The sequence below is a fragment of the Chloracidobacterium sp. D genome (assembly GCF_018304685.1).
Lineage (GTDB): Bacteria > Acidobacteriota > Blastocatellia > Chloracidobacteriales > Chloracidobacteriaceae > Chloracidobacterium > Chloracidobacterium thermophilum.
This window is the reverse complement of sequence record NZ_CP072634.1, coordinates 535,818-554,198: the sequence shown is the minus strand read 5'-3', so window position 1 is coordinate 554,198 and position 18,381 is coordinate 535,818. Positions and strand designations below refer to the sequence as shown.

The 18,381-nt window shown below is 63.5% G+C and carries 10 protein-coding genes; 5 read left to right on the top strand and 5 right to left on the bottom strand.

The window, feature by feature from the left end; translation table 11 throughout:
• The first annotated feature begins 12 nt into the window (after positions 1–12).
• Positions 13–2,520, top strand: a complete 2,508-nt coding sequence (gene priA, locus J8C01_RS02370; protein WP_211432251.1) for a primosomal protein N' — start codon at positions 13–15, stop codon at positions 2,518–2,520.
• 43 nt (positions 2,521–2,563) lie between these two features.
• A complete protein-coding gene (mutL, locus tag J8C01_RS02365) occupies positions 2,564–4,534 on the top strand; it encodes a DNA mismatch repair endonuclease MutL (protein ID WP_211432250.1) in 1,971 nt (656 codons plus the stop codon).
• Between the two features lie 80 nt (positions 4,535–4,614).
• Here mutL and J8C01_RS02360 read toward each other — a convergent pair whose 3' ends face one another.
• The gene (locus J8C01_RS02360) at positions 4,615–6,327 is read right to left on the bottom strand and encodes an N-acetylmuramoyl-L-alanine amidase (protein WP_211432249.1); all 1,713 of its coding nucleotides are present in this window, start codon (positions 6,325–6,327) and stop codon (positions 4,615–4,617) included.
• Between the two features lie 191 nt (positions 6,328–6,518).
• Positions 6,519–8,198, bottom strand: coding sequence for an alkaline phosphatase family protein (locus J8C01_RS02355; protein ID WP_211432248.1), 1,680 nt, complete (start codon positions 8,196–8,198; stop codon positions 6,519–6,521).
• 326 nt (positions 8,199–8,524) lie between these two features.
• Between J8C01_RS02355 and J8C01_RS02350 the strand changes: the two genes are divergently transcribed.
• Both J8C01_RS02350 and J8C01_RS02345 read left to right on the top strand, forming a co-directional pair.
• Positions 8,525–11,134: a cyclic nucleotide-binding domain-containing protein gene (locus tag J8C01_RS02350; RefSeq protein WP_211432247.1), complete on the top strand. Its 2,610-nt coding sequence runs from the start codon at positions 8,525–8,527 to the stop codon at positions 11,132–11,134.
• Positions 11,135–11,217: 83 nt separating this feature from the next.
• Complete coding sequence (locus J8C01_RS02345; protein ID WP_211432246.1) at positions 11,218–14,457, top strand: NAD(P)-binding domain-containing protein; 3,240 nt, start codon at positions 11,218–11,220, stop codon at positions 14,455–14,457.
• 105 nt (positions 14,458–14,562) lie between these two features.
• Here J8C01_RS02345 and J8C01_RS02340 read toward each other — a convergent pair whose 3' ends face one another.
• Positions 14,563–15,768, bottom strand: a complete 1,206-nt coding sequence (locus tag J8C01_RS02340) for a DEAD/DEAH box helicase (protein WP_014098972.1) — start codon at positions 15,766–15,768, stop codon at positions 14,563–14,565.
• Between the two features lie 168 nt (positions 15,769–15,936).
• Between J8C01_RS02340 and J8C01_RS02335 the strand changes: the two genes are divergently transcribed.
• Positions 15,937–16,197, top strand: coding sequence for a hypothetical protein (locus J8C01_RS02335; protein WP_014098971.1), 261 nt, complete (start codon positions 15,937–15,939; stop codon positions 16,195–16,197).
• A 15-nt stretch (positions 16,198–16,212) separates the two neighbouring features.
• Here J8C01_RS02335 and J8C01_RS02330 read toward each other — a convergent pair whose 3' ends face one another.
• Entirely contained in the window at positions 16,213–16,929 is a 717-nt protein-coding gene (locus J8C01_RS02330) for a hypothetical protein (protein ID WP_211432245.1), read from the bottom strand.
• Between the two features lie 69 nt (positions 16,930–16,998).
• A complete protein-coding gene (thrC, locus tag J8C01_RS02325; RefSeq protein ID WP_211432244.1) occupies positions 16,999–18,378 on the bottom strand; it encodes a threonine synthase in 1,380 nt (459 codons plus the stop codon).
• Positions 18,379–18,381 lie beyond the last annotated feature (3 nt).

Here is an 18,381-nt window from a genome sequence, read left to right as displayed (position 1 = left end):
TGCCTGTGTGTCATGCCGGAAACGTTCCCTGCTCCCCCTGAACTCTACGCCGAAGTGGCAGTACCGGCGGCCGTGACCCAAACCTACACCTACCGCATCCCGGCGGCGTACCACGCCATGGCCGGGCCGGGCTGCCGGGTTGTCGTTCCCTTTGGACGCCAGACCCTGATCGGGTATGTCGTCGCCATCCACGAGCAACTCCCGGCGGCGCTGGCGGCCAAACCGGCGGGGCAGCCCTCCGCCGTCAAGGACATTGCCGACTGGATTGACGAAACACCGGTCATCAACGATGAGATTCTGAAGCTCACCCAGTGGGTCGCTGACTACTACTACGCACCGTGGGGCGAGACCCTCAAGGTGGCCCTGCCGCCCGGTCTCGATGTTCGCCTCGAAGACTGGATTGAACTCACCGAAGACGGACGCCGGGCCGTGCAGGCCGGTTCCGTTTCGCCCCGCACCCGGAACGGACGCCTGCTGGCGTGGCTGGTGGAAGTCGGTGGGGCGGTTCGGCTCGATGATCTGCCTCCTGACCGCTTCGGGAAAAACCCACGGCAGGTTGCGCGTGAACTGGAACACCTGGGACTGGTCAGCATCACGACCCGCACCGGCGAAGCGACGGTCCGACTCAAACGGCGGCTGGTCGTGCGACGGATAGAACGCCCTGCCGACCAACCGGAACGCCCACTGTCGCCGGCACAGGCGCGCGTTCTGGCGTACCTGGACGAAACGCCGACGGCGCTGGTGTCCGAGCTGGTCGCTGAGGCCGAGGTCAGCCCGGCGGTACTCCGTCAGATGGCCAAAAAAGGGCTGGTCGAAATCGCCCCGGAGACCATTCGGCGCAACCCGCTGGCCCATCTGGCGCCCCTGCCGGCGGAACCGGCCCCCGAACTCACGCCGGAACAACGCCAGGCCTGTGATGCGGTTCTGGCCGCCCACGACAGCGGACACTTCCGCACCTTTCTGCTCCACGGCGTCACGGGTTCCGGCAAAACGGAAGTCTATCTGGCCGCCATCAGCGCCGTCCTGCAACGTGGCGGCTCGGCGCTGATGCTCGTACCGGAAATTGGGCTGACCCCACTGCTGGCGCGCCGGCTCATCCAGCGTTTCGGCTCGCTGGTGGCGCTGCTCCATTCCTCGCTGTCGCCGGGTGAACGGGTGGACGAGTGGGAGCGCATCCGGTCAGGCGACGCCCGGGTGGTCATCGGCACCCGCTCGGCCGTCTTTGCGCCACTGGTCAACCTGCGCCTCATCGTCGTGGACGAAGAACACGACACGTCCTACAAGCAGTCCGAGAGCATGCCGCACTACCACGGACGCGACATCGCCATTGTGCGCGCCAGCCGGCTCAACTGTCCGGTCATTCTGGGCAGCGCCACGCCGGCCATCGAGACGTTCCAGCATACCGTGGTCGGGAAGTACACCCGGCTGGAACTGCCGCAGCGCATCGGCAACCGGAGCCTGCCGGAAGTGACCCTGGTGGACATGCGGGAAGTCTTCAAGCGCCACCGGGAGCCGCGCTTCATCTCGGATGAACTCCAGACGGCCATTGCCGAAACCTGTAGCCAGGGCGAACAGGTCATGGTGCTGCTGAACCGGCGCGGTTTCGCCAGTTGCTGGCTGTGCCGGGCGTGCGGCTTCGTCATCACCTGCCCCCACTGCTCGGTCACACTGACCTACCACCGCACCGACCATTACCTGGCCTGCCACTACTGTGGCTATACGACGCCACCGCCCGGCCGCTGCCCGGAGTGCCAGGGCGAAGGCATTGCTTACGTCGGCGAAGGAACGGAGCAGCTCGAAGCCCGCCTGCGCGAGCTGTTTCCCACGCTTGCCATTGCGCGCCTTGACCGCGATACGACGCGGCGACGCGGCGCTTTTGAGCGTATCTTCAACGACTTCGCCTCCGGCAGCCTCAACATTCTCGTCGGGACGCAGATGATTGCCAAAGGGCATGATTTTCCCAATGTCACGCTGGTCGGCGTCGTCTCGGTGGATGCCGGGCTGATGATGCCGGACTTCCGCGCCCCGGAACGCACCTTTCAACTCATCGCCCAGGTTGCCGGCCGCGCCGGCCGCGGCGACCGCCCCGGACGGGTCATCGTGCAGACCTACCGCCCCGAACACTATGCCCTGGTGGCCGGCTGCCGGCAGGACTATCAGGCGTTTTTTGAACAGGAACTCATCCAGCGCCAGGCGGCGTACTACCCGCCCTTCTGTGTCCTGGCCACGGTCATCATCCGTCACGAACGGGAACTTGAAGGTCAGGCGCTGGGGGAAAAAGCGGCAGAGTTGTTGCGTGCGGCTATCCCCCAAGCCGCACCGGCGGATACACCGCTGCGCGTTCTGGGTCCGACCCCGGCGCCGCTTGCCCGGCTGCGCGGCGAGTACCGGTTTCAAATCCTGCTCAAGGGCCGCCAGCGCATGCAGATACGTCACGCGCTGGGGCACATGCTGCCGGCGCTGACCGACACGGAGCGCCGCCACGTCTTCATCGAAATTGACCCCATTGACCTGATGTGAAGCCGACGGCGGCACTCACCTTACCCACGGATAGCCAGAACCTATGTCCAAGATTCGCATTCTGCCGGATGTCGTCGCCAACCGGATTGCCGCCGGGGAAGTCGTCGAGCGTCCGGCTTCAATTGTCAAGGAGTGCCTCGAAAATGCCCTTGATGCCCAGGCCCGCCAGATTGACCTTGCTGTTGAACGTGGTGGCAAGGAAAGCCTTCGGATTCGGGACGATGGCGAAGGGATGACGCAGGACGATGCCATCCTGGCCTTTGAACGTCACGCCACGAGCAAAATCCGTACGGCTGAAGAACTCATGGCGATTCAAACCTTCGGTTTCCGGGGTGAAGCCTTGGCAGCCATCGCCTCGGTGGCGCGCGTCACGCTCACGACCAAACTGCACGGCGCTACCTCCGGCACGGAAGTCTGTCTCGAAGGCGGGAAGCTGCGGCACGTCCGCGAAGTCGCTGCCCCCGGCGGCACGGAAATCCTTGTGCGCGACCTGTTTTTCAACCTCCCGGCCCGGCGCAAGTTTCTCAAAACCGAAGCGACGGAAGCCTTCCACATCACGAATCTCGTCACCCACTATGCGCTGGCGCATCCGCAGTGCGGCTTCACCCTGCAACACAACGGACGGCAGGTGCTGGCCGTGACGGCCACAACCGATCTGCGCGCCCGCGCCTACCAGCTTTTCGGCGCGAACCTGCTTGACAGTCTGGTGCCCGTCGAATTTGCCCAGGGTGGGATTACCGTCGGAGGCTTTGTCTCGCGTCCCCACGTCCAGCGGACAAGCCGGGACGGACAGTACCTTTTCGTCAACCGCCGTTTCGTACGGGACAAGCTCATCGGTCGGGCGCTGTCAGAGGCCTACCGGAACATCCTGCCGCCGGGCGTGTTTCCGGCTGCGATGCTGTTTGTGGAAGTGCCGCCCGACATGGTGGATGTCAACGTCCATCCCCAAAAGACCGAAGTGCGCTTCCGCACACCGCAACATGTGCTGGAGAGCATCGTCACGGCCGTACAGCAGGCGCTTGGACGGTCGCCCCAGTTCGCGCCTTTCCCCACGACGGCGGCGACGCCTCCGGCGCACCCGCCCATCTCCCCTGCTGCCACCTCCCCCCCCACGGAGACACGCAAGCCGTCAGCACCGGCGGTTCAGGCGGCGCTTCAGGCCTTGGCGCCACCGCCACCCGTGACCGTTCCGGCAACTGCGGGCCGGAATGAGCGCCAACCGCCGCCCTTTTTCACGGCGACACCCCATCCCGGCGCAGGTTTCGCTTCTGCGACGCCATCCGCGCCCACACTGCCGACGCCGGAGCCACTGGATGAAGCCACCGCCCGCCTGCACAGCATTCTGGGCGGCCGTCCCCGGACGCGCTGCGCTGGCACAGTCCGGCAGGCGCACCCGACCCGGCCCACGGCTGAACTGCATCCACCGGACGGACGGCGGACGGATGTGCGCATCCTGGGACAGATTCACGACAGTTACATTGTGGCGGCCGACGCCGATGGACTGCTGCTTATTGACCAGCACGTAGCCCACGAGCGGATTTTGTTCGAGCAGCGGGTACGCGCCCTGCTGGCACGCGACGTACTGGTGCAAATGCTGCTGACGCCACTGGTTGTGGATTTGTCACCGGCCCAGGCGACGGTGTTTGACGCGCTGGAAAGTGAGCTGGAAGCTGCCGGATTTCGGACCACCCGCCTGGCCGGGCGCACGGTGGCGGTGCAGGGCGTACCGGCCGACCTGAGTGCAGAGGACGCCAAAACCCTGCTGACCGAGTTGCTGGATGCCTTGGTGTCCGAGCAGCAGACTGTCTCCCGCGAGCATTTCCTGCGCGAGCTGGCAGCCAGCCTGGCCTGCCGGGCGGCCATCAAGGTCAACATGAACCTGACGCCGGAAAAGATGACCTGGCTCGTGGATGAACTGTTCCAATGCGCGCAGCCGACCAACTGCCCGCATGGCCGGCCGGTCATCCTGCGGTTCGATATGTCGCTGATTGAACGTGGCTTCAAGCGGACTTAGGGTGCACACTCCAGCCAACCGGCACGGCTTCAGTGGCGTGACAAAACGCTTCGCACGGGCATGTGGAATCCCGCCCGGCGCTACTCGGCCGCGACCATGCCCGGACGCTTCAGAGTTTCAATGTACCGCTTGATGCCATCACACAGCGACTCGGCAATGCTCTGCCGAAACTCAATTGTGCGCAGTGCCTCGCCGTCCTTGGGATGGCTCAGGAAGGAAACTTCCGTCAACACACTCGGCATGTTAGCCCCCAGCAGCACGACGAACGGCGCCTTTTTGACGCCGCGATTGAAGCCGGCTGTCGGGCTGATACGACCCAGACCCGCCACCAGACTGCTCTGAATGCTCTGGGCAAAGGTACGCGACTCCGCCACCCGCGTGTCTGTGATGATGCGTTGAAGCAGCCCCTGCAACTCACCGGCGCTGCGCGAGGTCGTCGCATTTTCGCGGGTGGCAACCTCAAGTTCCTCCTTCGTGGCATCCAGACTCAGGAAGTAGGTTTCCACACCGCTGGCCAACGGCGTCGGGCTGGAGTTGAGATGAATCGAAATAAACAGGTCCGCCTGCCGGGCATTGGCCATCGCCGTCCGTTCTTCCAGCGGCACATACCGGTCGGTATCGCGCGTCAACAGGACTTCGACATCCTTGAGTTCCCGCTGAATGGCCGCACGCAGGCGCAGGGCAATGTCGAGGGCGACATCCTTTTCGTAGATACCGTCCCGGCCAATGGCGCCGGTGTCCGAGCCGCCGTGCCCCGGATCGATGATGATGCGCTTGACCTTGAGGCCCAGGGCACGGACGAGTGACCCCGGCACGGCCCCCGACGAAGGGATGGGCGACTCCGCCAGCAGCGTTGGTTCCTCGGCAATCGGTTGCGCGCCGCGCACATCGGCCACGAGCCGGGCCGGGTTGTCGAGGGCAAAGATGGCAAAGTCGCGCAGGCGCGTGCACTCGATGCGCACTTCAACACCACCCTCCCGGCTGGTGAGCCGGACCTGCCGCAGCATTCCGCTGGCCGGAGCCAAGCTCTGCACCGGCGTCACCAGCGGTGACAGCCGGGCCGACGGCAGTCGAATCACCAGCGATGTCCCTTCAACCCGCCGCTCGTAAGCTGTGCCAATGCTCAGGTCGAGGATGACCCGCGCGTAGTCCGGCCCCGAAAAATGACGCACTTGGCTGATGGTCGTCACTCCAGCGGCATCATCTTCGGAATAGGCTTCGGCGACATCGCGGGGCGTCCGCTGTCCGGCCGTGGACTGAAGCCGCGCCACACAGGCCAGAGCCTCGCGGGCGCTGACCGACTGTGGAAAGCGGCGGATGATTTCGCCGTAGGCCTGCATCGCCGCTTCGGGCGTTTTCAGATCGCGCTCGTGAATCCGCGCCACCCCGACCAGGGCGCGGACAATGAACGGCCCATCGGGATAGCGGCGCAGCACAGCGTCATAGCTGTCCAGTGCGGCATAGAGATAGCGCGGTTTGTTGAACAACTGCGCCATTTCGCGGAACAGCTCCGCCCGGGCCACGAGCGCTGCATCCCCGGCCGCCGCATTGGTATCCAGCGCGATGGCGCGGGTGTACACATTCACCAGGGCCAGGTATTCACTTTCCTCACGCGCTGCCGGAGGGCGTCCATACAACGACTGGGCCAGCAGCGCCGCCCGGTGCATCAGTTCATCTGCAGCCGAAATGGTCGGCATCCCCTGGGGATGGGCCTGATGTTCACGCAGTGGAGCCAGCAGAATAAGCAGGGCGCTGAGAATGAGCGAGTAACATAGCCTGAGCGAACGTTTCACGGTTCATGCCCTCGGTGACAATGATGACCGGAAAACCACACGTCATCAGGTGTTTCCCTGGCAACGCAGAGAGGTGAGTGGTGCAACCGTGGCCAAAGGAAAGCATAGCACAGGTCGCAACCCGGCCAATGACGCCTGTACAGCACGCCACAGCCTTTGGGCTGGAGAAACGCCACGGCTGCCTGAGCAACCTAACGGGATAGCGCCTCCTGGAGCGGCCGCCCCACCGTGCCATTTGGCGGCGTAATCCCCAGCAGGGCCGCCAGGGTGGGGGCAATGTCCGAAGGACTGGTCTCTGCCCAATACGTGCCGGGGCGAATACCGCGCCCCATGAGCATGACCGGTACGTGCGTGTCGTAAGCATAAGGTGTGCCGTGGGTTGTCGCCGTGGTGTACTCCTCGCTGCCAAAGAAGCAAAACGGCTCGGGCACGAGAAAGACATCCCCGCTGCGCTGTGGGTGAAAGGCCATCTGGACGCGCTCGGCCAGAGTCGTGCGCGGCAGGCCGCCGGATAGAAGTTGAGTGCGGGTAAAGGCGGCGGCAATGCCCTCGACGGTCAGGGCCGCTTCGGCCGCCACCCGCTCCACCTCGGCACGTTCGAGCTTTTTCTCCGCGATGGTCGCCAGATCGAAGTACACCGACTCGGCAGAAAAACCGGCAAACCACTGCCCGGCGCCGAATTTTGCGTCCAAAGCGCGTTTCATCGCCACTGCCACCTGCTCGAAGGGAATCCGGCGGCTGTTCAGACGTTGCTGTTGGGCATATTCCGGCACCGGCGACACGCCGTGGTCAGCCGTCAGGAACACCAGCGTCCGGTCGAGGCCCACCTTGGCGTCAATCACATCGAGCAGCCGGGCAAGGGTCTGATCAGTGCGGACCGTGATGTCGAGCACCTCGTGGCTGTTCGGCCCAAAGGCATGCCCAACAAGGTCATTGGCCGAAAAGCTGATGGTCAGGACATCGGGGATGTCGTCAGCGCCGAGCCGTTCGTTTTCAATGGCCGCAGTGGCAAACTCCACCAGAAAGTCATTGGCCCAAGGCGTCATGGTGAAGTCGTCATAGAACCGGGCATTGGGTTTGTCGCCGCGGCCGACCTGGTGCGGGAAAGCCGGCCCGCCACCGGCAAAGCGCCCTTCGTAAGGCACATCATCCGCCGTACAGCGGGCATAGACCGCTTCCGGCAGCAACTTCTCCCAGGTTTTGCCAAACCACTGATCGGGAATCCGCCGGGCATTGAAGGCCGCCACCCACGCCGGGAGTTCCTTCATGTAGTAAGTGCTGGTCTGCATCTGTCCACGCTTGTCGTCAAACCAGTAGGCAGCGTCGGCGGTACGTCCGACCGGGAGAATCGCACCCCGGTTTTTGAGCGATATACCGATAGACTTGGCCTGCCCGCCCGTTGCCGCTTTGAGTTCGTCCGCCAGAGTGGAAACCAGCAACCGACGCGGTGAAGCCCCTTTGCCTTCAGGGACGCCAGTGGTCGTTTCGTCCGTGATGCTCTCGATGACCTTGCCGCTTTGGCGGTCATACCACTTGTTGCCAATGATGCCGGTTATGGCGGCCGTGGAACCGGTCAGGATCACGGCATGACCCGGCCCGGTGTAGGTACAGGCATGCCCGTAGTGCGCATTGGCAAAGTACGCGCCTTTGGTCTTGAGCCGTCTGAAACCCTTTTCACCAAACAGATCGTCGAAACGCTCCAGGTAATCCGCCCGCAACTGATCGACGACAATCCCCACGACGAGCCGGTAGCCGGGGGCATTCGCGCGGTTCTGGGCAGCCGCACAGGAAGCCGTGCCCAGCCCCCCGACCCATGGCAGCACCGTGCCCGCCAGCACCAGAGCCGCCACCAACATTCGGGAAAAACTCATGGATTGAAGATGCCTCGCAAAAAAATCGTCTGTTCCCTGGCGTTTGAGTCTGGCGCGCCACTTCCAGCGCGTGGTGCGTCAGCCAGATTGCACAAGGGTTGTGACGCCAATATGTCACGCCCACGCGGTCATCTGCCAAGCGTCAGGCGGCCGGGCAGCTCACCCCTTTTGGGAGGTCGGCCCTGAAGTGTTGTTTTGTTCACAAATCGGCTATCTTCATCCCACAGCCCAGGCCACCTCCCAACCTGGCACCAAACACCTTGCCGCGCCCATCATCACCACCCAGCCGGTCGTGAGCAGGCGCCTTATCCGGAGAACAGCACCCCATGAGCGCTGCGGCGACGGCCACCGTGACAGCCACCGCGATGAAACGTCAGGAGATCGCCAACCGGCATGCCATCCTCGAAGCCATCCGGGGGATTTCAGCCATTGAAGAACTGGTCGAATACGAACCCGGCCATGGCTACAAGTTTGGCGTGGATTTGGAAGTTGCCATCTACGGGCGCAACTACGGCCCCGGCAAGAAGGTGGGGCCCTACATACGGATGTATGACTATCCACCGGGACTGGAGATCGTACGCCAGGGCGACTGGGACACCAACACATTCTTCATCGTCGTGGCCGGGGCCGTCGAAGTCTTCGTGGCCGGGGTGGCCGAGCCGGTGGCTGTTTTTGAGCCGGGCAAACCCTTCGGTGAAATGGGTGTACTGGCCGGGATGCCACGCAGCGCCACGGTCATTGCCCACCGGCAGCGCGGCGCGCGGGTGCTGGAAGTCCAACGGCCGGCGCTGCGCGTCCTGCGCAAGCTCAGGAAGTTTGGAGCGGCGCTGGACATCACCTATCGCAACAACGGACGCGCAGCCGTTGCCAATCAGCTTCAGATTCCCGACGAACTGCGGAAAAAAGTCGCCGAAATTGCGGATTTTCAGTTGGTTGCCCGGGGCCATGTCCTGGCCAGTGCAGGCGAAGTCATCCGCAAGCTGCTGCTCATCCGGGATGGCTGGGTCAAACGCATCGGGCAGGCGCAGAACGGAGAAGTCACAGATTACCTGGGACCGGGCTACATCCTTGGTTTCAATGCTCTGACCGTCCGTGAGGCGCGGTTTCCCTACCGGGCCGTGGCGATGAGCCGGACCGAACTGCTGGAAATCCCGGTCGAAGCTCTCCACCGCGACCCGGCCCTGCTGGAGGCGCTGCGGGCAGCGCTGGGGGCTGCCGGAGACATCGGCACACCCCTCCAGCCGACGCAAGCCTTGGTCTTCAACCCGGCCGTCAAGACAGCTCAGGAACGCCTCCTTGACCGTGGGCTGGCGGATGCCAACAACCTGCTGCTGATGGACATGGACCTGTGCATCCGCTGTGGCAACTGCTCGCTGGCCTGCCATCAGATTCACGGACATGCCCGGCTCAAGCGAACCGGCATTCACATCCTGCGCCCCCGGACGCCGACGCACACCACCCTTGACCAATCCCTGCTCATGCCGGCCGTGTGCCTGCACTGCAAGGACCCGGAGTGCCTGACCGGTTGCCCAACTGGGGCCATTGCACGCTTCGAGGGGGGACAGGTGGACATCATCCCCAGTCTGTGCATTGGTTGCAGCGATTGCGCGACCCAGTGCCCCTACAATGCCATTTCCCTCATCCCCCGGAGCGAACTCAAAGCTTCCGCGGCCAAGCTGCCGGCCAAGGCGGCGCCGTCCAAAAACGGGGCGTCCCGCAACGGCAAAGGAGGAGCAGCCAGGGGAGAGACGACGCCAGAAGCATCCTTTGATCCGTTGGCGGCCTTCGGACTGCGCTTTGATCCCAAACCCCAGCCGGTAACTCAGGGCGAAGAGCTGGTCGCCATCAAGTGCAACCTGTGCAACAACACGCCCCTGAATCCGAAGGACGCCGGCGGCAAGCCGGTCTATGCCACCCACAAGTACAACTGCGAGGAAAACTGTCCGACCGGGGCGCTCAAACGGGTAAAGCCCACCGCCTACTTCAACGAAATCGCCCGGATTCACGGCCCGGCCCTGCGTCATTCGGGTGCGATGATCGTTGGCAATGCGTTTGGACATGCCGACCGGGCCAAGTGGCTGGCGCACCTGGTGGGTATTGTGGTGACGGTGCTGCTGTGCGGGGCGACCATGGCCGGCATCGTCCAGTATGGGCTGGGAACACCGCTCTTCAGGTCGGACTGGTTCAACTTCCGCTGGATCACCGGACTGGTCGGACTGGCCGGCATCATCATCGTCATGCTCTATCCCGTCCGCCGGCAGATGTGGCGGCGACGGGGCGGAGCGCTCAAGGTCTGGATGCTGTCGCACACCTATGCCGGTGTCATCGCCGGCATTGTCCTGCTGCTTCACGGCGGAACGAATCTGGGTGGGGCCGTCACAGCGGCGCTGATGATCTCCTTTGATCTGGTCATCCTGACTGGACTTATCGGCATCCTGCTGTATCAGCTTGGCCCCCGGCTGCTGACCAAAATCGAAGGTGAGCCGCTTCTGGCCGAAGACCTGCTGCGGCGGCGGGAGGAGCTGTACCAGGAAATTGCCGACCTGACCGTAACGGTCCAGGAACAGGCCGAAAAGGAAGGGCGCAGGGCGCAATTTGCCCAGACGTTCCTGGTCGCGCGCGACCAGGCTGTGGCGGCGCTGCTTTCACTGGGCTTTCTCTTTCGGCAGTACCTGCACCGGGAATCCCTCGACGATCTGCTAAAACACGTGCGGCAACGCTTTGCCAAGGCCATCGCCAGCCAGACGACGCCGACGGAGCAGGCGGTTCTGGGACAAATCCTCGACGCCCTGGCCACCATCCGGCGGATTGATGCGCTGCTTTACATTCACCGGGCGCTGAAGTTGTGGCTGCCACCCCACGTCATTTCGACTTCCGTCATGCTTGCCCTGATGGTCGTCCATATTTTTCAGGTGGTGTACTACCTGTGGCGCTAAGGCGCGCGACCTGAAACGTCGTATGACGGCTTCCCCCACCCGGCGCGACCAGCAACCTTTCTTCACTGAACCTGGAAACCACCATGGCGAAACTCAGTCGCTTCCTCATTCAGCGGAAAGACCTTCTCGATAAAGGCGATCTCGTCCTCGAACTGGAAGGACTGGTCATCGGCTCCCAGACCGACTGCGACCTGGTGCTCAACCATCCCACGGTGTCGCGGATTCATGCCGGCATCCGGGAAGTCGAAGGGCGCTGGTGGCTGACGAACCTTTCCAGCACGAACGGCACCCAGGTCAACGGCGCTCTGGTCGAAACCGTCGAACTCCAGCCCGACGATGTCATCCGCATTGGCATTTTTGTTCTCCGGCTGACACTTGCAGAGGGCACCCTGACGCTCGACGTGGACCGCCAGGTGGACACCTATGCCGCGTCTGAACGCAGCACACGCCTGCTCGGCGATCCCCTCCAGGCCACTGCCCAAGGTAAGACGGCGCTGCTGCCAAAGCTGACCGGCTACCTTCAGCAACGCGGTGTGACGCAAAACCTGACCGGTAAAACGCAACGTCTGGAAACGCCGCCAGCCGCCACAACGCCAGAAGCACCGGAACAGACGCCCCCACCACAAACGGCGACCGGCCTGCTTCAGGCAGCCCGCCTCCAGCGCGGCATGACCGGTCTGCTGACCTCCATCCTCGCGCTGCCGGAACAGGAACAGAAGCGTTTCCAGCAGGCGATGAACGTCTTCTGGGAGCGGCGCAAGGCGGCCATCAAGGGCGAGCAGAAGCTGGATGAGCGGTCTCCGCTCGAACCCCGCGAACTCCCCGAAGAACTCAAAAAGCACAACCTGCACTTGGGGAAAAAACGGTTCAACTGGATTCCCACCAACGATCTGATCCGTCCGTGGCCGCGGGGCTACCTGTATGTCTTTGGCGCGGTGGCAACCGTGCTCTGCCTGGCGGCCTTTTTCGTCTGGGAAGCGGCCTACCTGCCGGGCGACACGTCAAATCCGCATGCCCTTCCGGCTGACCGGTTGCCGGCCCCCATCCAGCAGCGGCTGGAGCTGAAGCTCGTGGCCAACGCACCGGTGGAAAACAAGTGCAATTCCTGCCATGCCGTCACCTCTTCCATGCAGAACAAGTGCGTGGACTGCCACGAAACCAACCATTTCAACACGACCGTCATTGCCAAACACGAAGAAGCCGGGATGCAGTGCGTGGACTGCCACACCGAACACAAAGGCGCGGATTTTCGCCCCGGCATCGTTTCGCGCAGCATGTGCATTGATTGCCACCGCGACGGGCCAACCCATCCCAAGGCCGTCAGCCTGAAGGACGGCACGCCCCTGCGCGAACCGCACCGTGGCTCATTCGGCTATCCGGTCGAAAACGGCGTGTGGTCGTGGCAGCATCCGATGAATCCGAAGTGGGACAAACTCTTTGCCGACAGTCGGACGCCGCTCGATCCTTCGACTAAGTTTCATCTCATTCACGCTGCTGTTGCGCCGGCCACGAGCGCCTGGAAGTGCAGCGAGTGCCATGACGGTTCGTTTGCCAAAGGCGCGGCCGAGGTCAAGGTCATCAACCGCGACAAATGTGCCGTATGCCACGGGCAGGCATACGTCCAAACCGCATCGCTCAGGGAACTCGACACCGACGCCCTGCGCCTCGGCATTGACTGCAACTCCTGCCACGCCCAGCACCCCCAGTCGCAAACGCTGACGGCGGCCCGCCGTCCGGCCGGAAGCGGTCCCGAACCGGTCGTGTTCACCAAAGACCGGGTATATCGTGGCGGAAAGGACTGGCAGTGGACGAGTCTGGCGGCCAGGTTCGGCGGCTTCACCCTTGGCAACTGGCTGCTGTTTTTCAGCCTCATCCCACTGACCGGCATCGGGTTCCTGACCTTCGACACGCTGCGCAAACGGCGGGAACAGGCAACGCTCAAAGGCAACGCCCTCGATCTGGCCAACCGGCACCGCAAGTTTACCGACACACGCTACGCCGAACGGTGGGAATCGCCAGCCCAAGTCGAGCGCGCGCGCGCCTCGGCACGGGAACACCCGATTCCCCATCCGGTTATCAACTATGAAACCTGCATCGGCTGCCACGCCTGCATTCTGGCCTGCCCCCAGGATGTGTTGGGCTTTGACGATCAGGAGCACCACGCCATCGTCGTCAACCTTGAACAGTGCATGGAAGACACCGGCTGCCAGCAGGCCTGTCCGACCGTGCCGCAGTCCTGTGTTCTCATCAACACGCGGCAAAACATCCGGGAAGCACCCAAGCCCCTGCGCAAAGGTGCCAACGAAGGCTTTGAAACCGAAACCGTGCCGGGCATCTATCTCGTCGGGGACGTATCCGGCGTACCGCTCATTCGGAATGCCATCAAGGAAGGACGGCTCGCCATCGAGCGCATTGCCGAGAAACTCAAGGCTGAGGGGCCGGTCGCCGGGGCCGAGTACGACGTGGCCATCATCGGGATCGGGCCGGGCGGGATTTCCGCTGTGGCGCGGGCCGCCGAACTGGGCCTGCGCTACGTCGCCATCGAACAGGGCCGGCGATACGCAACCATCGCCGACAAGTATCCGGCCGGCAAGTACGTCGCCTTCAACCCCTTCAACCCTTCCGACCCGCCGCTCGGCGCAATCCGCCTCGAAGGGCCGGGTGACATCAAGGAAAACATGCTCGCGTGGTGGGATGAAACCGTCGAGAAGCTTGGTCTGGTCATCCGGGAATATGAAGGCTGCAAGGAAATTGTGCGCGAGGGCGAAGTCTTTGTCGTCAGAACCACCAAACATGCGCAGGGGTATCGCGCGCGCAAGGTCGTGCTGGCGATTGGCAATGCCGGCGAGCCGCGCAAACTGGGCTGCCCCGGCGAGGTCGAAGGCCGGGTGCTGTACCGCCTGCAGGACCCCAGCGCCTTCAAAGGGAAACACATTGTCGTCGTCGGCGCGGGCAACTCGGCCGTCGAAGCCGCCGTGGACCTGACCGGCCAACGCCAACCCGATGGCACGATCAAGTTCCCGCCGGAGGCCGAAGCGAATCACGTCACGCTCGTCATCCGGTCAGATTTCCCGAAAGACCTGACGCTCGAAAACAAAATGTGGGTGTACTACGGCATGGATGCCGGCCGTATCAAAGCCTACTTTGGCGCCGGCATCCGTGAGATTACCGATCGGGAAGTCATTATCGAAAGTATCCGGGACAAGTCCGAAATCGCGCGGATTCCCAACGACTACGTGTTCGCCCTCATCGGCAGCATCGCGCCCAAGGAGTTTCTCACCAAACTCGGCGTCAAGTATGCCGGAGACGACCGGAAGCGGTAGGCGCCGCTTGTTCCCATTCCCAAGCGGGCGGGGTAGCGGGCGGGATGCCCGCTACCCCGGGTGTGCGCCAGTGAAAGAAGCGGGCGGGACGCCCGCGCTCCCAGGTTAGCGCCGGCGGCGGTGAAAAGGCGGACGGCGCCGGCGCGCCTGCTCAGCCGCTTCCTGCTGCTTGGCTTTGATGTACAGGGCTTCGACATCAGCCTGCAAGCGTCCGGGACTGCCTTCCTCGAAAAGCGGCTGAAGGCGTCCATCCGGGTGAATGAAGGCCGTCCGCAGCGGCACGGGCCGCTGCGGATGCGCCACCAGCCGGCATTCAACACCGCGCGTCCATGTCACCCATTCCGCCAGTTCCCTGGCATTGCCAACCGTGGCCGACAACATCAGCAGGCGCGTCGAAGCGGGCGTGTAGATAATGGACTCTTCCCACACAACGCCCCGGTGGCGGTCGCCAAGGTAGTGAACTTCGTCAAAAACGACCAAATCCGGCGCGCCAAAAACGCCGTCCCGCGTCATCGCGTCATAGAGGCCGTTGCGGTAAATCTCGGTCGTGGCAATTTTGAGTGGCGCATCGGGGTTCACCCGGCGGTCGCCCGTAATGAGACCCACGGCGTCGGGGCCAAACTTCCGCCCAAACTCACGGAACTTGTCGTTGGAAAGCGCCTTGAGCGGAGAGGTGTACCACGCTGTGCCACCCCGTTCGAGGAAGCACCGGATAGCCTGCTCGGCAATCCAGGTTTTGCCCGAACCGGTCGGCGCAGCCACGAGCACATCCTTGTCTTCCTCGGTCACAAAAGCAACCGCCGCCAACTGAAAGGGATCGGGCACGAACGGCTGCGGCTCCGGCGTTCCGATACCTTCGAGCAGCTTCTGAAGGGCCGCCCGGCGGTGACGGGCAACCTGAAATTCGTGATAGGTCAGGCCCGGGCGCGGCCGGCGGTACTCAATCTCACGCAGTTCTTCCAGAACCGTTGGCAACCCAATCGTCAGCAGGCTCACGACCTGCTGGGCCGGAATCAGCTCACCCGGCTCCAGCGAAGCCGTCAGAAGCTGCATCAGGCGCGTGTAGGCTTCCGGCGGCAGGTCCGGGGCGGCTTCGGCCAACCACTCCCGCACCTGCTCCGGTGTCAGCCGGGTGGCTTCGTAGAGCCGGTGCGCCGTTGCCGCATGCTGCCGGGCCTGTTCGACGACCTGACCAATGAGCGCTGTCCGGCTGCGGGAGGCCGGCACGTTTCCCCCCAGAACGCCACGCAAGTGCAGCGTGTCCAAGGTTTCGGCCAGACGGCGCAGTTGACCTTCCGTCAGTTTGAGCATCGCGTGAAATCAAACCTCAGTCAGATGTTGCGACCACCAGCAACCATCCGGCACTATGGCGCAAGCAACCTTTGATGTGCAACGCACACCAAAAGTTCCGTACCGGAAGCGCTCCAATATGCTGCCTTGGACAGGATACGTTGCTTTGGATAGGGAGAAAAACTTGCCATGCTGACCGTACGTTCAGCTCTGCTCGCAGGTTTGGCGTTGGGACTGGCAGGCTGCCTGGCTCTTGGCGTTGTCAACGCGGATGTAAAGTACCGTCTCTACTGCGCCAATGGGAAACTCGAAGTGGACACGCGCACCCCGGAGCAGATGCAGCGCGCCCGTGGACAGGTCTGCCTGCTCGGCGAATTCGACACCCGCGCCCAGGCAGAAGCCGCGGCCGACCGCCGGGGCGGAAGCGGCGCACCGTGCACCTGTCCGTAGGCTGACACAACCACCTCAGAAGCCGGCCAACCGCTGGCGCGCTATTTCGGCTTCCGGCGCGCGTGGGTACTGTTGTACCAGCCGCCGGTAGGCCGCGCCGTCGTAGCGATACGCCTTCCGCACCGCATCATAGCGGAACTTCACCCCCAGCCGGTTGTACCGATCCAGCGCTGGCTCGTCATCAAAGTACGCCCTGACATCGGCATTCCCAGCGGCGGCCCGCTGTGACACCCGGCGTTCGGCGCGCCGGTATATCAGCGGGGCCTCGGCCTCGGCCGTTTCTCCAAGCAGCAACAGCACCGTTGGCAACTGGGGCGACCGGCGGAACAGGTTTTCAAACAGCCGGCACAGCCGCAGGCGTTCGTAGCCGCCGGTTTCAGCCCGGATGAGCGCCAGCAGCCTGGCATCATCTCCCGGCTGGGCCGGACGTACCAGCGCCCGCCGGTCCATCCAGCCTCGTGTGCGCCGGGTCACGGCGACGAACACATATACACGGTCTTCAACCACCCGGCGTCCGCCAAGCACATAGACGCGCCGCCCGACGCGCAGGCGCTGTTTGAGATCGCCGCTGGGGCCGGGCGTCACCCGCAGCGCCGCCAGACCGGCATCGGCGACAAAGGCCGCGCGTGCGCCGGTGCGTTCTGTCCAGTTGGGGCTTTTTTCCGGCAGGGTCTCAGGATCGTCTTCCTGGGAAAGGACAGGAACGACACCGGCAAGCAGCCAACCGGCCATAAGCAGCCAGATCAGCCAGTGTCGTCTGCCATGCCTTTGGAAAAGCACCCCCTGCCGCATACGCCCCAATCAGGCCGGCGGTGTTTCCAGAAGGTCGAGGATGACCTGCCGCAGAACGGTGGCATCCGCCGGAACCTGCCGTGGCGTGTTGGCAAAGGTCGGGACAAGCTTCCCTTCGGCGTGGGTAAGGTGCGTTTCACGTTCGGCGTCGGTGTAGAGCTGCCCGGTGTGGTACTGCACCGTGAAGTCCGGGTCCTTGAGGGCGTTGCCGGTCAGAATCGCCACCACGTCGGCATCCGGGTCAACAACCCTTTCGCTGACCAGTCGCCGGAGTCCAGCCACGGTGGCGGCGCTGGCCGGTTCACAGCCGATGCCGTCGCGCCCCAGCATAGCTTTGGCGTCGGCAATTTCCTGTTCGGAAACCACGGCACACACACCGTTTGTCCACTCCAGGGCGCGAACGGCTTTCAGCCACGACACGGGATTACCAATCTGAATCGCCGTGGCCAGGGTCTTGGGCCGCGCCACAGGCGCAAGATTGCCGGTCTGGCCGGCGGCGTACCACTGCGCCAGCGGCGCTGCCCCTTCCGCCTGAACGACGGCCAACCGGGGAAGCCGTGCGATCAGCCCCAAGTTATGCAGTTCTTTGAAGCCCTTGCCCAGCGCCGAGACATTGCCGAGATTGCCGCCGGGCACCACAACCCAGTCGGGTACGCGCCACCGGCGCTGCTGCAACAGCTCGAAGGCAATGGTCTTTTGCCCTTCAAGCCGGAATGGATTGACCGAGTTGAGCAGATACAGCGGCGTGGTACGGGCCAGTTCCCGAACCAGCCGCATGGCATCGTCGAAGTTGCCTTCAATCTGGAGCGTCACCGCACCGTAATCGAGACTTTGCGCCAGTTTACCGTAGGCAATGCGCCCGCCGGGGATGAAGACAATTCCGTGAACACCGGCGCGCGCAGCATAGGCGGCCAGCGAAGCCGAAGTGTTGCCGGTACTGGCACAGGCCACGGCCCGCGCGCCCAGCCGGCGGGCCTGCGCCATGCCGGTCGTCATGCCGTTGTCCTTGAAGGAACCGGTCGGGTTGATACCCTGGTGCTTCACCGCCAGCCGTTTGAGACCGGCATAGCCGGCGCTGCGTGGCGCATCCCACACTGGGGTGTTGCCTTCGCCCAGAGTGACGATCTGCGCCGGCGAAGTCACAAAGGGCAGCAGTTCACGAAAACGCCAGACGCCGCTGGTGTCGTGTGGATGAAAAGACGCACGCCGGGCATCGAAGGTCTCCAGTACATCGAACAACCGGGCGCGTTGCCATTCGTACTGCACATCGAGCAAACCACCGCACTGCTCGCAGGTGTAGATTCGCTCGCCGGCGTCGTAGGTGGCCTGGCAGTTTGTCTCCATGCACTGAAGATAGGCTGTGGCGCGTGGGAAGCCTTCACTTGACATGTT

Excerpts from the sequence above, each read along its gene's own strand:
- mutL (WP_211432250.1), top strand. The coding sequence starts at position 2,564 with ATGTCCAAGATTCGCATTCTGCCGGATGTCGTCGCCAACCGGATTGCC.
- J8C01_RS02350 (WP_211432247.1), top strand. The coding sequence starts at position 8,525 with ATGAGCGCTGCGGCGACGGCCACCGTGACAGCCACCGCGATGAAACGT.
- J8C01_RS02345 (WP_211432246.1), top strand. The coding sequence starts at position 11,218 with ATGGCGAAACTCAGTCGCTTCCTCATTCAGCGGAAAGACCTTCTCGAT.
- J8C01_RS02330 (WP_211432245.1), bottom strand. The coding sequence starts at position 16,929 with ATGGCCGGTTGGCTGCTTGCCGGTGTCGTTCCTGTCCTTTCCCAGGAA.
- priA (WP_211432251.1), top strand. The coding sequence starts at position 13 with ATGCCGGAAACGTTCCCTGCTCCCCCTGAACTCTACGCCGAAGTGGCA.
- J8C01_RS02340 (WP_014098972.1), bottom strand. The coding sequence starts at position 15,768 with ATGCTCAAACTGACGGAAGGTCAACTGCGCCGTCTGGCCGAAACCTTG.
- J8C01_RS02355 (WP_211432248.1), bottom strand. The coding sequence starts at position 8,198 with ATGAGTTTTTCCCGAATGTTGGTGGCGGCTCTGGTGCTGGCGGGCACG.
- J8C01_RS02335 (WP_014098971.1), top strand. The coding sequence starts at position 15,937 with ATGCTGACCGTACGTTCAGCTCTGCTCGCAGGTTTGGCGTTGGGACTG.
- thrC (WP_211432244.1), bottom strand. The coding sequence starts at position 18,378 with ATGTCAAGTGAAGGCTTCCCACGCGCCACAGCCTATCTTCAGTGCATG.